Source organism: Streptomyces sp. NPDC001093 (assembly GCF_040298985.1).
GTDB lineage: Bacteria > Actinomycetota > Actinomycetes > Streptomycetales > Streptomycetaceae > Streptomyces.
Map to the genome: position 1 here is coordinate 99,071 of NZ_JBEPBF010000004.1, position 13,768 is coordinate 112,838.

Below are 13,768 nucleotides of genomic sequence, written 5' to 3' on the forward strand. Positions count from 1 at the left end.
AGGGCAGTCCGGTGTACGAAGGCGTGGTCCAGGACCTCATCGACGAGTTGGGGCGGCTGCCCGGCGTCGGTCCCAAGAGCGCGCAGCGGATCGCCTTCCACATCCTGCAGGCCGAGCCGGCGGACGTGAAGCGGCTCGCGCAGGCGCTCCTGGAGGTCAAGGCGAAGGTCCGCTTCTGCGCGACCTGCGGCAACGTGGCGCAGGAGGAGCTGTGCAACATCTGCCGTGACCCGCGCCGGGATCCCTCCGTCATCTGTGTGGTGGAGGAGCCGAAGGACGTCGTGGCCATCGAGCGGACCAGGGAGTTCCGCGGCCGGTACCACGTCCTGGGCGGCGCCATCAGCCCGATCGAGGGTGTCGGTCCCGACGACCTGCGTATACGAGAACTTCTCGCGCGGTTGGCCGACGGTACGGTCACAGAGCTGATCCTTGCGACGGACCCCAATCTGGAGGGCGAGGCCACGGCCACCTACCTCGCCCGCATGATCAAACCCATGGGCCTGAAGGTCACCCGCCTGGCCAGCGGCCTCCCGGTGGGTGGCGACCTGGAATACGCGGACGAGGTCACCCTCGGCCGCGCCTTCGAGGGGAGACGACTCCTAGATGTCTGACGCCACACTGCACGCGACCGGTCGGAACCCGGACGACTTCGCGGTCCAGATCGCGGACCAGATCGAGAGCTTCCTGGTGGCCGTCACGGAGGTGGCGAGGGGCGACGAGCCCGGCTCGACCGTTCCCTTCCTCCTCCTGGAGGTCTCCCAGCTCCTGCTGGCCGGCGGCCGGCTGGGCGCCCACGAGGACCTCGTCCCCGAGGAGCGCTACGAGCCCGACCTGGGCCCCGAGCCGGACGTGGACGGGCTCCGCGAGAACCTGGCCCGCCTCCTGGAGCCGGTCGACGTCTACTCCGAGGTCTTCGACCCGTACGAGCCCCGCAAGGCTCCCGTGCCGGCCCGGATCTCCGACGACCTCGCCGACGTCATCACCGACCTCCGCCACGGCATGGCCCACTACCGCGCGGGCCGCACCACGGAGGCCCTGTGGTGGTGGCAGTTCTCCTACTTCTCCAACTGGGGCCCCACGGCCTCCGCCGTCCTGCGCGCCCTGCAGTCGGTCCTCATCCACGTCCGCCTCAACCAGCCCCTCGAGGAACTGGACGGCCTCGACACCGACCAGGCCACGATGGGCGACGAGACCCTGGAGTTCGAGGCGGGCCGGGTCATGGCCGAGGAGATCGGCGGACAACTGGGGTCGCGGTCGGCGAAGTGACCGCGAGCAGCGCCGCCGCGTCGACGTACGGCGCGGTCGGCGTCGGCTCGCTGTACCAGCGCAGCGGCCAGGTGTCGCCGTCCAGTGCCGGAACGCCGACGTACGTGACGGCCCGCTCGGCGCGCCGCCCGAAGTACTGCACGCCGAGCGGCCAGTCGTAGCGGTGTACGACGCCGGGCGCCAGCAGGAAGTACACCCACCGCGTCCCGCTGCCGCCCGCGCACACGACGGGCCCCGCGTCGCCATCGCCCCGCTCGATCAGCCAGTCGGCGACGGCCTCGCCCCATCTCCCCTCGATCCGCACGGCGTCGAAGTGCACGCCGGCCACGCGCAGCCGGTGCCCGCGGAGGGGGACCCAGGCGGGCCGGTGAATTCCGTTCGTCATGGTCACACAGTGGCTTCGACGCGGCTACCCTCGGTAGTGACCCAGCTGCTACACGCCGAGGTGTACCGGTCGGAGGTGCGTACGGTGACCCAGTCGCCGCCCATGTGGCGCTTCAGCGGCAACCAGTTGAAACGCTGGCGCACGAAGGCCAATGTCTCTCGGGAGGAGTTGGCCGCCGCGTCGAACTACTCCCCGGACACCATCAAGGCGATGGAGCAGGGGGTGCGCATGCCGACGCCCCGAGTCCTCGACGTGGCGGACGACTTGTGCCGGGCGGACGGGATGCTGAGCGCGGCGAAGGACTACTTGAGCAGGGAGAAGTTCCCGCCCAGGGCGCAGGAGTTCATGGAGCGGGAGAGGGAGGCGATCGGTCTCTGGTCGTACGAGACCATGCTTGTGCCCGGCCTGTTGCAGACGGGGGCCTACGCACGTGCTCTGATCGAGAGCCGCTACCCACCTCTGGACGAGGAGACGGTCGAGGAGCGGATCGCTGCGCGGATCGAGCGGCAGGCGATACTCACCGAGAGGAAGCCGCCGGTGGCCCTCAGCTTCATTCTCCATGAGGCGGTGCTGCGCGGGCCGTTCGTCGACGACGACCAACTGCGCCATTTGCTGAAGGTGTCCCGTCCACGGAACGTCGACGTGCAGGTGCTGCCGTTCGAACGGGCGCTCAGTGACGCGCACTTGGGCCCCATGGTTCTGCTGGAGGTCCGTGACCACGACCGGTTCGCCTTCACGGAAGGTCCGCTCGCGAGCGAACTTTCGGCCGATCCGGAGGTTGTCAGCCGGGTGACCGGGCGGCTTAGCATGATCCGCGCGCAGGCTCTCAGCCCCGCTGAGTCGTCCCGTTTCATCGAGCGGATGGTGGATCGCCATGACTGACCAGCTCACGTGGTTCAAGTCGAGCTACAGCGACAACGAGGGCGGCAACTGCGTCGAAGTCGCGTTCGCCACCCGCATCCACATCCGCGACTCCAAGAACCCCACCGGCCCGGAGATCCGCCTCCCCGCCCCCGCCTGGTCGGCGTTCATCTCCGCGCTTCAGCCCGGGGCTTGAGCCTCGGGCTTCGAGCCCTTCTCTGGGTTTCTGGGCTGGGTGAAAACCTCCCAACCAACCAAGCCTGTACCTGAGTTAAGGCGGCTTACCCTGAATGGGTGACGTTCCGTGATCAGCTTGCGCCGGAACGTAAAGCGGCTCTAGGTTCGCGGCAAATAGATCGGCCCCGGTCGGTGCGCCAACACCGGCTCCGGGGCCTGGACCTACGGATCGAAAGCAGCTCGATCGTGGCTTACTCCCACCCTAGCCCCGTCCTGCCGTCCCCGTCCCACCCCATGGCCAAAACGGGTTACGGAAAGCGCTCCGCCGGTGACGAAGACCCGCACGCAGACGCGGACTTCGCACACCTGGACGGCCGTGAACGCGACCTCGCGGTCTTCATCGACCACCTCCAAGACGGCCACGCGATGGGCTACAAGGCGATCGCCGCCGAACACCCGCGGTACGGCCAGCAGGCGACGCGCGCTGCGATGGCGCTGCTGACCGATGCCGGACACCTGCATCGGATCCGGGAGCACATCACTGTCGAAGACGGCGCCATGCGCTGGGTGACGCGTACGTACTGGTCGCGTACGCCCAGGTCGGCGGCCTGGTGGGAAGAGTTCGCACGGTCGCGCAACGGCAGGATCGTGACCGACGGCTACCGGTCCGGGCTGGCCCGGCCCGAGGAGGCCGAGGAGGAGATCCACGAGAGGGAGCCGGTGGAGCCGGCCGAGCCACAGCACAGCGACGCCTACCGCACCCTCGCCGGACTTCGCGACGCTGACCGCCGTATGCCGCTGTCCGAACGGGACTGCCGGTCTCTCGAAGCGCTTGCCGCGGAGTGGCTGTCGCGTGGCTCGACGCCGGAGGACATCACCCGTGCCCTCACCGAAGGACTTCCGCCCGAAGTGACCAACCCGGGCGGATTCGCTCGCAAGCGATTGGAGAACTGCATGCCGCCAAAGAAGGCGAAGGTGCGCCAGAAGAAGGCGCCGCTCCGCGCCCGCATCGACCGGGTGGTCCGGGTCTGCGGCACCTGTGACGCGGACGAGCGGACCGCGGAGATCATCCAGGGACTGTGCCGGGAGTGCCGCGTGGAGCTGGGTCTGGAGACGCCAGAGGGCGAACGCATCCCGCAGCTGCCGGAGACGTTTCTGGGGAGGCCGCTCCCCAGCGCCGAGGAAGTGCATGAGTGGGCCGCCCGGGTCCGAGCGGCGGGCGGTCTGCGCTCTCCCGGTGGCCTGGCGCTGCGGAAGGGCGGCGTATGAGCGTGCAGGACGCGCCGGTCAGGGCACCATGGAGTCGAGGAGGCGACGCCATGAGCCGCAGGACCGAGGACCGGCCGCAGATGACTGCCGAGGAGTTCGAGGAGCTGGAACGCCATGCCCCGGAGACCGTGTGGCTGGAGTTCGTGAACGGGAAGGTCGTCGTAAAGCCCATGCCGGACGGCAACCACAGCGAGATCTACATGTGGCTCCTGGAACGCTGCATGCAGCTGCGACCGGACCTGCGGCTCCATCCCGAGCGGGGACTCAAGACCGAGGCGTATCGCAAGGGGCGGGCCCGCGCCGATGGCGTACTGGTGCCCAAGGGCAGCCTCAAGGGCAAGGGCGAGTGGTCGGAGGCCACCGGCGTGCTGATGGCCGTGGAGATCACCTCCTGGGATTCCGACACGGCACGCCGGGACCGCGTCGAGAAGCCCGACGGTTATGCCGCCGCCGGTATCCCCGTCTACCTCCTCATCGACCGTGACGACTGCTCGGTCGTGGTGTTCAACCAGCCCGAGGACGGCCGCTACCGGCACGAGGAGAAGCTGCCCTTCGGCGCCTCCGTCAAGCTCCCCGACCCCGTGAACATCACCCTGGACACCGAGCCGCTCAAGGAGTTCAGCGACTGAGCCACACCCCCCACACCCCCTTCGTCATCGCCGTCGCGCCCCCCGCCAGGGCCAGCAGCAGGACCAGGTGGCGGGCCCGGTGCTCCGGGATGCGGCCGGCGATGGCGTGGCCGATCGCCGCGCCGGTCGTCAGCGCGGCGCAGACGGCCGCCCACTGCGCGCCGGGCAGGCGGGGCACGCCGTTCGCGGCGATCGAGAAGGCGTTGACGGCGACGCCGTAGAACTGCGCGTTCGGCACGAACTCCCGTACCGTCCAGCCTGCGTTGAGGGCGTACAGGGACACCGGCGGGCCGCCCACGCCCGCCGCCGCGTTCATGAAGCCGCCCAGGGCGCCGGCCGTCACCGCTCCCCTGCCGCCCCGCAGGGACGGTATCCGGGCGCCGCGCATGACCAGGAGGACCGCCGCCGTCACCAGGGCGCCCATCACCAACAGCAGGACCGGGCGGGGGAGTTGGCGGGTCATCCAGGCGCCCGCAGGTACCGTGCATGCCGCCGCGGCGCACAGGGGCACCATCGCCGCGGGGCGGACCCGGCGCCAGCCGCCCGCCAGCCCCACCACGCTGATCGCGCCGGCGGCGCAGTTGGCGAGCACCACCCCGTCGGCGGGGCCGAGCAGCAGGACCAGGGCGGGTACGGCGACCAGGGCGAAGCCCATCCCGGTCAGCCACTGCACGCATCCGCCCAGCAGGACGATCGCCGCGAGCAGCGTCTCCGTCATGTCGCCCCCGTATGTCACACCGCTGTGGTGGAAAACTAATGCAGTGGCGACTGTGACGCGGGGCACTTTCCCGCGTGGTCCGGCGACGGCTGGGCAGGTGCCGGACACGGACGACCGGATGTCTCACCATGCGGGAGCACGGTGGTGGAATTCGGGCGCTCGTTAGACTGAGCCGACACAAACGAACCGAGCGAGGAGCGCACGTGGGCCTTGTCGTGCAGAAGTACGGAGGCTCCTCCGTAGCCGATGCCGAGGGCATCAAGCGCGTCGCCAAGCGGATCGTGGAAGCGAAGAAGAACGGCAACCAGGTTGTCGTCGTCGTTTCCGCGATGGGCGACACGACGGACGAGCTGATCGATCTCGCCGAGCAGGTTTCTCCGATGCCTGCCGGGCGAGAATTCGACATGCTGCTGACCGCCGGAGAGCGGATCTCCATGGCCCTGCTGGCGATGGCGATCAAAAACCTGGGTCACGAGGCCCAGTCCTTCACCGGCAGCCAGGCAGGCGTCATCACCGACTCGGTCCACAACAAAGCGCGGATCATCGACGTCACCCCGGGCCGGATCCGGGATTCGCTGGACAAGGGCAACATCGCGATCGTCGCCGGGTTCCAGGGCGTCAGCGCCGACAAGAAGGACATCACCACGCTGGGGCGTGGCGGGTCCGACACCACCGCCGTCGCCCTCGCCGCCGCGCTCGACGCCGAGGTCTGCGAGATCTACACCGACGTCGACGGCGTGTTCACCGCCGACCCGCGTGTGGTGAAGAAGGCGAAGAAGATCGACTGGATCTCCTTCGAGGACATGCTGGAGCTCGCGGCCTCCGGCTCCAAGGTGCTGCTCCACCGCTGTGTGGAGTACGCCCGCCGCTACAACATCCCGATCCATGTCCGGTCCAGCTTCAGCGGGCTGCAGGGCACCTGGGTCAGCAGTGAGCCGATTGGGGACAAGCAGGTGGAGCAGGCCATCATCTCCGGTGTCGCGCACGACACCTCCGAGGCCAAGATCACGGTCGTCGGCGTGCCGGACAAGCCGGGTGAGGCCGCCGCGATCTTCCGGGCCATCGCCGATGCCGAGATCAACATCGACATGGTCGTGCAGAACGTGTCCGCCGCCTCCACGGGCCTGACGGACATCTCCTTCACGCTGCCGAAGACCGAGGGCCGCAAGGCGATCGACGCGCTGGAGAAGAGCCGGTCGGGCATCGGCTTCGACTCGCTGCGCTACGACGACCAGATCGGCAAGATCTCGCTGGTCGGCGCGGGCATGAAGACCAACCCGGGCGTCACCGCCTCCTTCTTCGAGGCGCTGAGCGACGCGGGCGTGAACATCGAGCTGATCTCGACCTCCGAGATCCGTATCTCGGTCGTCACCCGCGCCGACGACGTCAACGAGGCCGTGCGCGCCGTGCACACCGCCTTCGGGCTCGACTCCGACACCGACGAGGCCGTCGTCTACGGCGGCACCGGCCGATGACCGTCTCCACGACGTACGGAGGCGTACGACGATGACCGGCAGGCCGACGCTCGCGGTCGTGGGAGCGACCGGAGCCGTCGGCGCGGTCATGCTCCAGATCCTGTCCCAGCGCGCGGACGTCTGGGGCGAGATCCGCCTGATCGCCTCCCCCCGCTCGGCCGGCCGCAAACTGGCCGTGCGCGGGGAGGAGGTCGAGGTGGTGGCCCTGAGCGAGGAGGCCTTCGACGGGGTCGACATCGCCATGTTCGACGTCCCGGACGAGGTCGCGGCGCAGTGGGCGCCGATCGCCGCCGCGCGCGGCGCGGTGGTCGTCGACAACTCCGCCGCCTTCCGGCTGGACCCCGAGGTGCCGCTCGTGGTGCCCGAGGTCAATCCGCACGCCGTACGGGTCCGCCCGCGCGGGATCGTCGCCAACCCCAACTGCACGACCCTGACGATGATCGTCGCCCTGGGCGCGCTGCACGCCGAGTTCGGGCTGCGCGAGCTGGTGGTGTCGTCGTACCAGGCGGTGAGCGGGGCCGGGCGGGCCGGGGTGGACGCGCTGCGGGCCCAGCTGTCCCTGGTGGCCGGGACCGAGCTGGGCACCAAGCCCGGCGACGTACGGCGGGCCGTCGGGGAGGACACCGGGCCGTTCCCGGAGCCGGTCGCGCTGAACGTCGTGCCGTGGGCCGGGTCGCTCAGGGAGGACGGCTGGTCCTCGGAGGAGATGAAGGTCCGCGACGAGTCCCGCAAGATCCTCGGGCTGCCGCGCCTGCCGGTCGCCGTGACCTGTGTACGCGTCCCGGTGATCACCACCCACTCCCTGACCGTGCACGCCCGCTTCCAGGGCGAGGTGACGGTCGACCGCGCCCGCGAGATCCTCGCGACCGCGCCCGGCGTGGTGCTGTGCGACGATCCGGCGGCCGGCGAGTACCCCACCCCCGCGGACGTCGTGGGCACCGACCCGACCTGGGTGGGCCGGCTGCGGCGGACCCTGGACGACCCGACCGCGCTCGAACTCTTCGTGTGCGGCGACAACCTCCGCAAGGGGGCCGCGCTGAACACCGCGCAGATCGCGGAGCTGGTCGCGGCGGAGTGGGCCGACCGCTGACCCCGGCCTCGCAGGAGCTTTGTAGGATCCCTGTAAGAAGTGTGGCCCGGATACATGGTCCAAACCACTTGAACCATTGCTCAAGGCAACAGAGGATTTCCTCCCCGTCCCCGCAACCGTGCGGAGGGCGGGGAGCGTCTTTGCGGTCACTCTTCGGGCGTGGGGACGCCGTGATCGGGCCGGGTGTGGGGACACCCGCCCATATCAGACATAGGGGAAGAGCGGGGCGCATGACGTCACTTGAGGCTCGGCCGGTTGTCGCACATGTGACGCCCGGCACGTACAACCCTGGCGGGGGGAGACGTGTCCAACTGGCGTGGCAGAGGTACTCGAACTCAGCGCGGCCCGCGGCGTGGCGGCCCTCCGGCCGCCCCGTGCGGCTCTCCGGCCCCGCACGCCCGGCGGCATGCCGGTGATCGCGCCCATGCCCGCAGCGCGGCCCGCCCGCATACCCGGTCAGCGTGACGGCTCCGACGAGACCGCCGCGACCACGGCCGCCGGTACGACCGTCGACCACCTCACCGAGACCTACCGGGCGCACTACCGCTCGCTGCTCGGCCTCGCCGCGCTGCTCCTGGACGACACCGCCTCCTGCGAGGACGTGGTCCAGGAGGCCTTCATCCGCGTGCACTCGGCCCGCAAGCGCGTCCGCGACCCAGAGAAGACCCTCGCCTACCTCAGGCAGACGGTCGTCAACCTCTCCCGCTCCACCCTGCGCCGCCGCATCCTCGGCCTGAAGCTGCTCTCCAAGCCGATGCCGGACATGGCGAGCGCGGAGGAGGGCGCCTACGACCAGCTGGAGCGCCGCGACCTCATCAAGGCGATGAAGGGCCTGCAGCGCCGCCAGCGCGAGGTCCTGGTCCTGCGCTACTTCGCGGACATGACCGAGGCCCAGGTCGCCGAGACCCTCGGGATCTCGCTGGGCTCGGTGAAGGCGTACGGCTCGCGGGGCATCGCCGCGCTGCGGGTGGCCATGGGGACACCGGCATGAGCGCGCGCGCCGAAGGGGGCGATGCGGATGAACGCCATTCCCACCGACGTCACGAGCCCTTCGCCTGGCACGAGCCGACGAGGCGGCATGAGCAAGAAGACACGCAATCGCACGCTGGGAACGGAACTGTGAACCACGGCCCCGACGAGAAGGACCCCGAGGGCCTCGACCAGGGTCCCGACGGGCGCGGCCCGGGCCAGGACGGTCCCGGCGCCGATCCGGACGGGTTCGAGCTCGACGGCACCGGGAAGGATCTCGACGGCCTCGGTGCCGACGAGTCGGCCCTGCGCCGGATGCTGCACTCCGCCGTCGACGACCTGGAGCCGCGCACCGGCACGCTGGAGCACCTGCGCCGGGCCGTGCCCGCGCGGCGGGCCCGCAAGCGGCAGGCCGCCGTCGGCATGGCCGCCGCGGCCCTGTTCATCGGCACCGCGATCCCCGCGCTCGTGCACGTCTCCGAGTCCGGCGGCACCGACCCCGACACCGCCATGGCCGGCCAGTCCTCCCAGGCCCAGGGCGGCACCGGGCAGGGCAAGGACAAGGGCGGCGACACGGGCGGCAGGAAGGACGGCGGCGCTACGACCGCCAAGCCCGGCCAGGAGCCCGGCAGGTCCGGGACGAAGGGCAAGGGCGGCGGCAGCGGCACCGGCGGCGTCACCGGCGGCGCCAACCCGTCCTCCACGCTCGCCTCGAGCGGCGTCCCGCTGTGCACGACGGGCCAGCTGGGCTCGGCCACCGGCACCGCCGTCGCCCCCGACACCGCGGGCGTGGTCTACGGCACCTTCCGCGTCGTCAATGTCTCCTCCGCCGCCTGCACCGTCGCCGGCGCGGGCACCATCACCCCGACCGCGGTGGGCGCGGCCGACCCGGCCAAGATCGGCACCGCCCGGCATGTGGACGGGGACGCGGCGACCGGACTGCCCGACCCCTCGCTGGAGGTCACCGGGCTGGTCCTGCGGCCGGGCGCGGCGTACGAGGAGAAGTTCGCCTTCGTGCCGTCCGCGACCTGCCCCACCACCGGCGGTGGCACCAGCACCACCGGCGGCTCCCAGACCGGCGGCCCCACCCCGGACCCGTCGCCGACCCAGGGCGCGAGTGCCACCGGCGGTTCGGCCGACAGCGGGGGCTCGACGGGCACCACGCCCCAGCTGATGACCGGGGGCGGCGCGGCCGACGGCAGCGTACAGATCACGCACACCGCGCAGGGCGGCTCCCCTGCGGTCACGGCGACGGTGACGGGCGAGTGCGCGGGGACGGTCGTCTACACCGGGGTGCTGGCGGGGGCGTAACCCCTCCGGGGCGCTCGCGCTCAGCTACTGGTCACCGGCTGCGGTGTCTCCTCCGGCACCAGGCCCAGTGCGGCGTCCCGCGCCGCCTCGGCCTCTCGCCGTACCAGCCGGAACCACATGAACACCACGAACCCGGCGAAGACGAACCACTCCCCCGTGTAGCCGAGGTTCTGGAAGGCCTTCAGGTCCAGCCCGGTGCCGTCCGGCGCCGTCGCGGGCACGGCCTTCATCCCGGCGTCGGCCCTGTCCAGGGTCACCCAGGCGTCATACAGCCTGTCCGGCACCAGGTTCACCAGCGACGCCGTGCTGATCGCCGCCGCCTGCCCGGCCGGCAGCCCGCCGGCCGCGCTGACCCCGTTGTCCCCGGGCGTCTCGGAGGCCTGCAGCGCGCCGGTGACGGTGACCTCACCGCCCGGCGGCGCGGGCGCCTTCGCCGCCTCCGCCTTGCCCGGCAGCCAGCCCCGCACCACCGGCAGCGCCTTGCCGGAGCCGGTGCGCAGCAGGGTGAGGACGTAGAAGCCGTTCCTGCCGTCGAGCTGCCGGCCGGGCACCAGCAGCTGGGTGCCGTAGTGCCCGCTCGCGGTGACCCGGCGGCCGGAGGTGGCCTTGTCGACGGGCAGCATCGACTCCAGCGGGCGCGCGGTCTCGTGCTGGTCGGACGCGGCCTGCTCGGTCGCGCTGCGGTGCTCCTGCACCCGCCCCTCGAACCGGCTCAGCTGCCAGGACCCCATGAAGACGCAGAACGGGATGGCGAGCAGCACGAAGACGTTGATGCCCCACCAGCGGGGAGTCAGCAGAAACCGGTACACGCCCTCCACGGTACGGCGCCGCGGCCGGGCGCCCGCCCGCGGGGCGGCCCTTGCCCGCTCTCAGCGGCCCTTGCTCGCCTTGAGGGAGTAGATCAGCGGGATGCGCGGGTGGTCGGCCGGGAAGCGGTGGTAGCCGTCGCGGACCTCGAAGTTCTCGAAGCGCGGGAAGAGGGAGACGTCGTGCTCGTGCAGGAACTCGATCCGCAGCCCGGTCGCGGCGAGCGCGGAGACCACGTCGCCGAGGGTGTGCTGCCACTCCACGCTGCGGTTGTGGACGGTGACGGCGTCCCGGTCGGCGTAGGTACCGGGCTCGTCCCACACCTGGGCGTCGCGGCGGAAGTAGTCCCGCACGATCCGCGTGCCCGTCGCGTCGTCCAGGGTCTCGGTGATCGGGTGGAACTCGGCGAGGTACAGGAACCCGCCGGGCGCGACGAGGGAGGCGGCCGTCCGCGCCCAGCGGCGGATGTCGGGCAGCCAGCACAGCGCACCGAGCCCGGTGTAGACGATGTCGTACGCGGCCTCGGGCACGGCGTCGGCCGCGTCGTACACGTCACTGGTGACGAAGGCGGCGCGCTCCGGGCCGTGGCCCAGTTCGGCGGCGAGGGAGCGGGCGGCCTCGACGGCCGGGGCGGAGAAGTCCAGGCCGACGACGCGGGCGGCGCCCCGGTGGGCCCAGGAGAGGGTGTCGGTCCCGATGTGGCACTGCAGGTGGAGGAGTGTCCTGCCGGTGACGTCGCCGACCTCGGCCGTCTCGAAGTCCCGCAGGACGTCCGGGTGGGCGCGGAAGCCGTCGAGGTCGTAGTACTCACCGGCCACATGCACGGGGACGCGCTCGTCCCACAGGGCCCGGTTGTCCTCGCGCCAGCCGTCGGGAGCGGAGTGGTGGTCGATCTGCGTGCTCATGATCGGAAAGTTATCCACAGGCTGCGCACACCCGCCACCCAATTGTCGGCGCGGCCAGGCAGTATGGGCGCATGACTGGGGCTATGAGTGAGAGCAACGGGCCGGGCGAGCGGGACACGGCCGGCATGCCGGACTGGGAGAAGCGCTTCCGGGCGCCGCGGGTGTCGCTGCCCGACTGGGCGGAGGACGCACCGGACCGCTCCCTGTTCGTGTCGAACGCGACGGGCACGTACGAGCTGTATGCCTGGGACCGCGCGACGGGCGGGCAGCGGCAGGCGACGCACCGGCCGAACGGCACGACGGACGGCGAGCTCTCTCCGGACGGCGCCTGGATCTGGTGGTTCGACGACAAGGACGGCGACGAGTTCGGCATCTGGCGCCGCCAGCCCTTCGAGGGAGGGCAGGACGAGCCCGCCGTCCCGGGCCTCGATCCGTCCTACCCGGCGGGGCTCGCCCTGTCCCGGGACGGGCGCACGGCGGTCGTCGGCCGCTCCACGGACGACGAGGGCACGACGATCCATCTCGCGCGCGAGGGCGAGGACCCGGTCGAGATCTACCGGCACCGCGAGTCGGCGGGCGTCGGCGGCCTCTCGCACGACGGCTCCCTGATCGCCGTCGAGCACACCGAGCACGGCGACGCCATGCACGCGGCGCTGCGCGTGCTCCTCTCCGACGGCACGCCGGTCGCCGAGCTGGACGACACCAAGGGCGGCACCGAGGAGCTGGGCCTGGAGGTGCTGGGCTTCGCGCCGGTCGACGGTGACACCCGGCTGCTCATCGGACATCAGCGCCGGGGCCGCTGGGAGCCGCTGGTGTGGGACGTGGCGACGGGCGAGGAGACCGACCTCGCCCTGGACCTGCCGGGCGACGTCAGCGCCGAGTGGTACCCGGACGGCTCGGCCCTCCTCGTTGCCCACGGCTTCGAGGCCCGCAGCGAGCTGTTCCGCTACGACCTGGCGAGCCGCGAGCTGACCCGCATCCCGACCCCGCCCGGCACGGTCTCCGGCGCCACCGCCCGCCCCGACGGCAGCGTGGAGTACCTGTGGTCCTCGGCCGCCGAGCCGCCCGCGGTCCGCTCGACGTCCGGCGGCATCGTCCTGGACCCGCCCGGCATGGCCTGCCCGCCGTCGGTGCCGGTGGAGGACGTGTGGGTGGAGGGCCCCGGCGGCCGCATCCACGCCCTGATCCAGAAGCCGGCGGGCGCCACCGGCCCGCTGCCCACGGTCTTCGACCTGCACGGCGGCCCGACCTGGCACGACAGCGACTCCTTCGCCGCCGGCCCGGCCTCCTGGGTCGACCAGGGGTATGCGGTGATCCGCATCAACTACCGCGGCTCCACCGGCTACGGCCGCGCCTGGACCGACGCCCTGAGGCACCGGGTCGGCCTGATCGAGCTGGAGGACGTGGCCGCGGTCCGCGACTGGGCCGTCTCCTCCGGCCTCGCCGACCCCGCCCGACTGGTCCTCACCGGCGCCTCCTGGGGCGGCTACCTCACCCTGCTCGGCCTCGGCACCCAGCCCGACGCGTGGACGGTGGGCATCGCGGTCGTACCCGTCGCGGACTACGTCACCGCGTACCACGACGAGATGGAGGCGCTGAAGGCCATGGACCGCACCCTGCTGGGCGGCACCCCCGAGGAGGTCCCCGAGCGTTTCGAGGCCTCCTCCCCGCTCACCTACGTCGACGCGGTCAAGGCCCCGGTCTACATCTCGGCGGGTGTCAACGACCCCCGCTGCCCGATCCGCCAGATCGACAACTACGTCAAGCGGCTGGAGACGAGAGGCGCGATCCACGAGGTGTACCGCTACGACGCCGGGCACGGCTCCCTGGTGGTGGACGAGCGGATCAAGCAGGTGAGACTGGAGACGGACTTCGCGGCCCGGCACCTGGGGGCTTTCTGACCGAG

General features: G+C 71.4%; 15 protein-coding genes. 11 read left to right on the plus strand and 4 right to left on the minus strand.

The window, feature by feature from the left end:
- Nucleotides 1–11 precede the first annotated feature (11 nt).
- On the plus strand, nt 12–611 hold the full coding sequence (recR, locus tag ABT288_RS04070) for a recombination mediator RecR (RefSeq protein ID WP_199211360.1): 600 nt from the start codon (nt 12–14) through the stop codon (nt 609–611).
- The gene (locus tag ABT288_RS04075; protein ID WP_351602518.1) at nt 604–1,266 is read left to right on the plus strand and encodes a DUF5063 domain-containing protein; all 663 of its coding nucleotides are present in this window, start codon (nt 604–606) and stop codon (nt 1,264–1,266) included. The genes recR and ABT288_RS04075 overlap by 8 nt, the downstream gene beginning before the upstream one ends.
- Here ABT288_RS04075 and ABT288_RS04080 read toward each other — a convergent pair.
- Nucleotides 1,217–1,651: a hypothetical protein gene (locus ABT288_RS04080; protein ID WP_351602520.1), complete on the minus strand. Its 435-nt coding sequence runs from the start codon at nt 1,649–1,651 to the stop codon at nt 1,217–1,219. The genes ABT288_RS04075 and ABT288_RS04080 overlap by 50 nt on opposite strands.
- Nucleotides 1,652–1,753: 102 nt before the next feature.
- On the opposite strand from ABT288_RS04080, the gene ABT288_RS04085 reads away from it, so the two are divergent.
- The 4 genes from ABT288_RS04085 (at nt 1,754) to ABT288_RS04100 (ending at nt 4,587) form a co-directional block, all read left to right on the plus strand.
- Nucleotides 1,754–2,533: a helix-turn-helix domain-containing protein gene (locus tag ABT288_RS04085; protein WP_351602613.1), complete on the plus strand. Its 780-nt coding sequence runs from the start codon at nt 1,754–1,756 to the stop codon at nt 2,531–2,533.
- Nucleotides 2,526–2,708 (plus strand): DUF397 domain-containing protein, encoded by a 183-nt coding sequence (locus ABT288_RS04090; RefSeq protein ID WP_351602522.1) that lies wholly within the window; start codon nt 2,526–2,528, stop codon nt 2,706–2,708. The genes ABT288_RS04085 and ABT288_RS04090 overlap by 8 nt, the downstream gene beginning before the upstream one ends.
- 275 nt (nt 2,709–2,983) lie before the next feature.
- Nucleotides 2,984–3,958: a hypothetical protein gene (locus tag ABT288_RS04095; protein WP_351602524.1), complete on the plus strand. Its 975-nt coding sequence runs from the start codon at nt 2,984–2,986 to the stop codon at nt 3,956–3,958.
- Nucleotides 3,959–4,008: 50 nt separating this feature from the next.
- On the plus strand, nt 4,009–4,587 hold the full coding sequence (locus tag ABT288_RS04100; protein WP_351602526.1) for a Uma2 family endonuclease: 579 nt from the start codon (nt 4,009–4,011) through the stop codon (nt 4,585–4,587).
- Here ABT288_RS04100 and ABT288_RS04105 read toward each other — a convergent pair.
- Complete coding sequence (locus ABT288_RS04105; RefSeq protein WP_351602528.1) at nt 4,577–5,305, minus strand: sulfite exporter TauE/SafE family protein; 729 nt, start codon at nt 5,303–5,305, stop codon at nt 4,577–4,579. The two genes, ABT288_RS04100 and ABT288_RS04105, sit on opposite strands and share 11 nt — an antisense overlap.
- A gap of 203 nt (nt 5,306–5,508) precedes the next feature.
- On the opposite strand from ABT288_RS04105, the gene ABT288_RS04110 reads away from it, so the two are divergent.
- The 4 genes from ABT288_RS04110 to ABT288_RS04125 all read left to right on the plus strand — a co-directional run bounded on the left by ABT288_RS04110 (nt 5,509) and on the right by ABT288_RS04125 (nt 10,150).
- Entirely contained in the window at nt 5,509–6,780 is a 1,272-nt protein-coding gene (locus ABT288_RS04110) for an aspartate kinase (RefSeq protein ID WP_351602530.1), read from the plus strand.
- A 31-nt stretch (nt 6,781–6,811) separates the two neighbouring features.
- Nucleotides 6,812–7,870 carry an aspartate-semialdehyde dehydrogenase gene (locus ABT288_RS04115; RefSeq protein WP_351602533.1) on the plus strand — a complete coding sequence of 353 codons (1,059 nt, stop codon included), beginning with the start codon at nt 6,812–6,814 and terminating at the stop codon, nt 7,868–7,870.
- A 316-nt stretch (nt 7,871–8,186) separates the two neighbouring features.
- Nucleotides 8,187–8,861 carry a SigE family RNA polymerase sigma factor gene (locus ABT288_RS04120; RefSeq protein WP_351602535.1) on the plus strand — a complete coding sequence of 225 codons (675 nt, stop codon included), beginning with the start codon at nt 8,187–8,189 and terminating at the stop codon, nt 8,859–8,861.
- Between the two features lie 128 nt (nt 8,862–8,989).
- On the plus strand, nt 8,990–10,150 hold the full coding sequence (locus ABT288_RS04125; protein ID WP_351602537.1) for a hypothetical protein: 1,161 nt from the start codon (nt 8,990–8,992) through the stop codon (nt 10,148–10,150).
- A 20-nt stretch (nt 10,151–10,170) separates the two neighbouring features.
- Here ABT288_RS04125 and ABT288_RS04130 read toward each other — a convergent pair whose 3' ends face one another.
- Both ABT288_RS04130 and ABT288_RS04135 read right to left on the minus strand, forming a co-directional pair.
- On the minus strand, nt 10,171–10,959 hold the full coding sequence (locus ABT288_RS04130; RefSeq protein ID WP_351602539.1) for an SURF1 family protein: 789 nt from the start codon (nt 10,957–10,959) through the stop codon (nt 10,171–10,173).
- Between the two features lie 60 nt (nt 10,960–11,019).
- Nucleotides 11,020–11,862, minus strand: a complete 843-nt coding sequence (locus tag ABT288_RS04135) for a class I SAM-dependent methyltransferase (RefSeq protein WP_351602541.1) — start codon at nt 11,860–11,862, stop codon at nt 11,020–11,022.
- 83 nt (nt 11,863–11,945) lie between these two features.
- Here ABT288_RS04135 and ABT288_RS04140 point away from each other — a divergent pair, with 83 nt between their 5' ends.
- On the plus strand, nt 11,946–13,763 hold the full coding sequence (locus ABT288_RS04140; protein WP_351602543.1) for a S9 family peptidase: 1,818 nt from the start codon (nt 11,946–11,948) through the stop codon (nt 13,761–13,763).
- Nucleotides 13,764–13,768 lie beyond the last annotated feature (5 nt).

Excerpts from the sequence above, each read along its gene's own strand:
- ABT288_RS04075 (WP_351602518.1), top strand. The coding sequence starts at position 604 with ATGTCTGACGCCACACTGCACGCGACCGGTCGGAACCCGGACGACTTC.
- ABT288_RS04115 (WP_351602533.1), top strand. The coding sequence starts at position 6,812 with ATGACCGGCAGGCCGACGCTCGCGGTCGTGGGAGCGACCGGAGCCGTC.
- ABT288_RS04105 (WP_351602528.1), bottom strand. The coding sequence starts at position 5,305 with ATGACGGAGACGCTGCTCGCGGCGATCGTCCTGCTGGGCGGATGCGTG.
- ABT288_RS04095 (WP_351602524.1), top strand. The coding sequence starts at position 2,984 with ATGGCCAAAACGGGTTACGGAAAGCGCTCCGCCGGTGACGAAGACCCG.
- ABT288_RS04140 (WP_351602543.1), top strand. The coding sequence starts at position 11,946 with ATGAGTGAGAGCAACGGGCCGGGCGAGCGGGACACGGCCGGCATGCCG.
- ABT288_RS04090 (WP_351602522.1), top strand. The coding sequence starts at position 2,526 with ATGACTGACCAGCTCACGTGGTTCAAGTCGAGCTACAGCGACAACGAG.
- ABT288_RS04080 (WP_351602520.1), bottom strand. The coding sequence starts at position 1,651 with ATGACGAACGGAATTCACCGGCCCGCCTGGGTCCCCCTCCGCGGGCAC.
- ABT288_RS04085 (WP_351602613.1), top strand. The coding sequence starts at position 1,754 with ATGTGGCGCTTCAGCGGCAACCAGTTGAAACGCTGGCGCACGAAGGCC.
- ABT288_RS04100 (WP_351602526.1), top strand. The coding sequence starts at position 4,009 with ATGAGCCGCAGGACCGAGGACCGGCCGCAGATGACTGCCGAGGAGTTC.
- ABT288_RS04135 (WP_351602541.1), bottom strand. The coding sequence starts at position 11,862 with ATGAGCACGCAGATCGACCACCACTCCGCTCCCGACGGCTGGCGCGAG.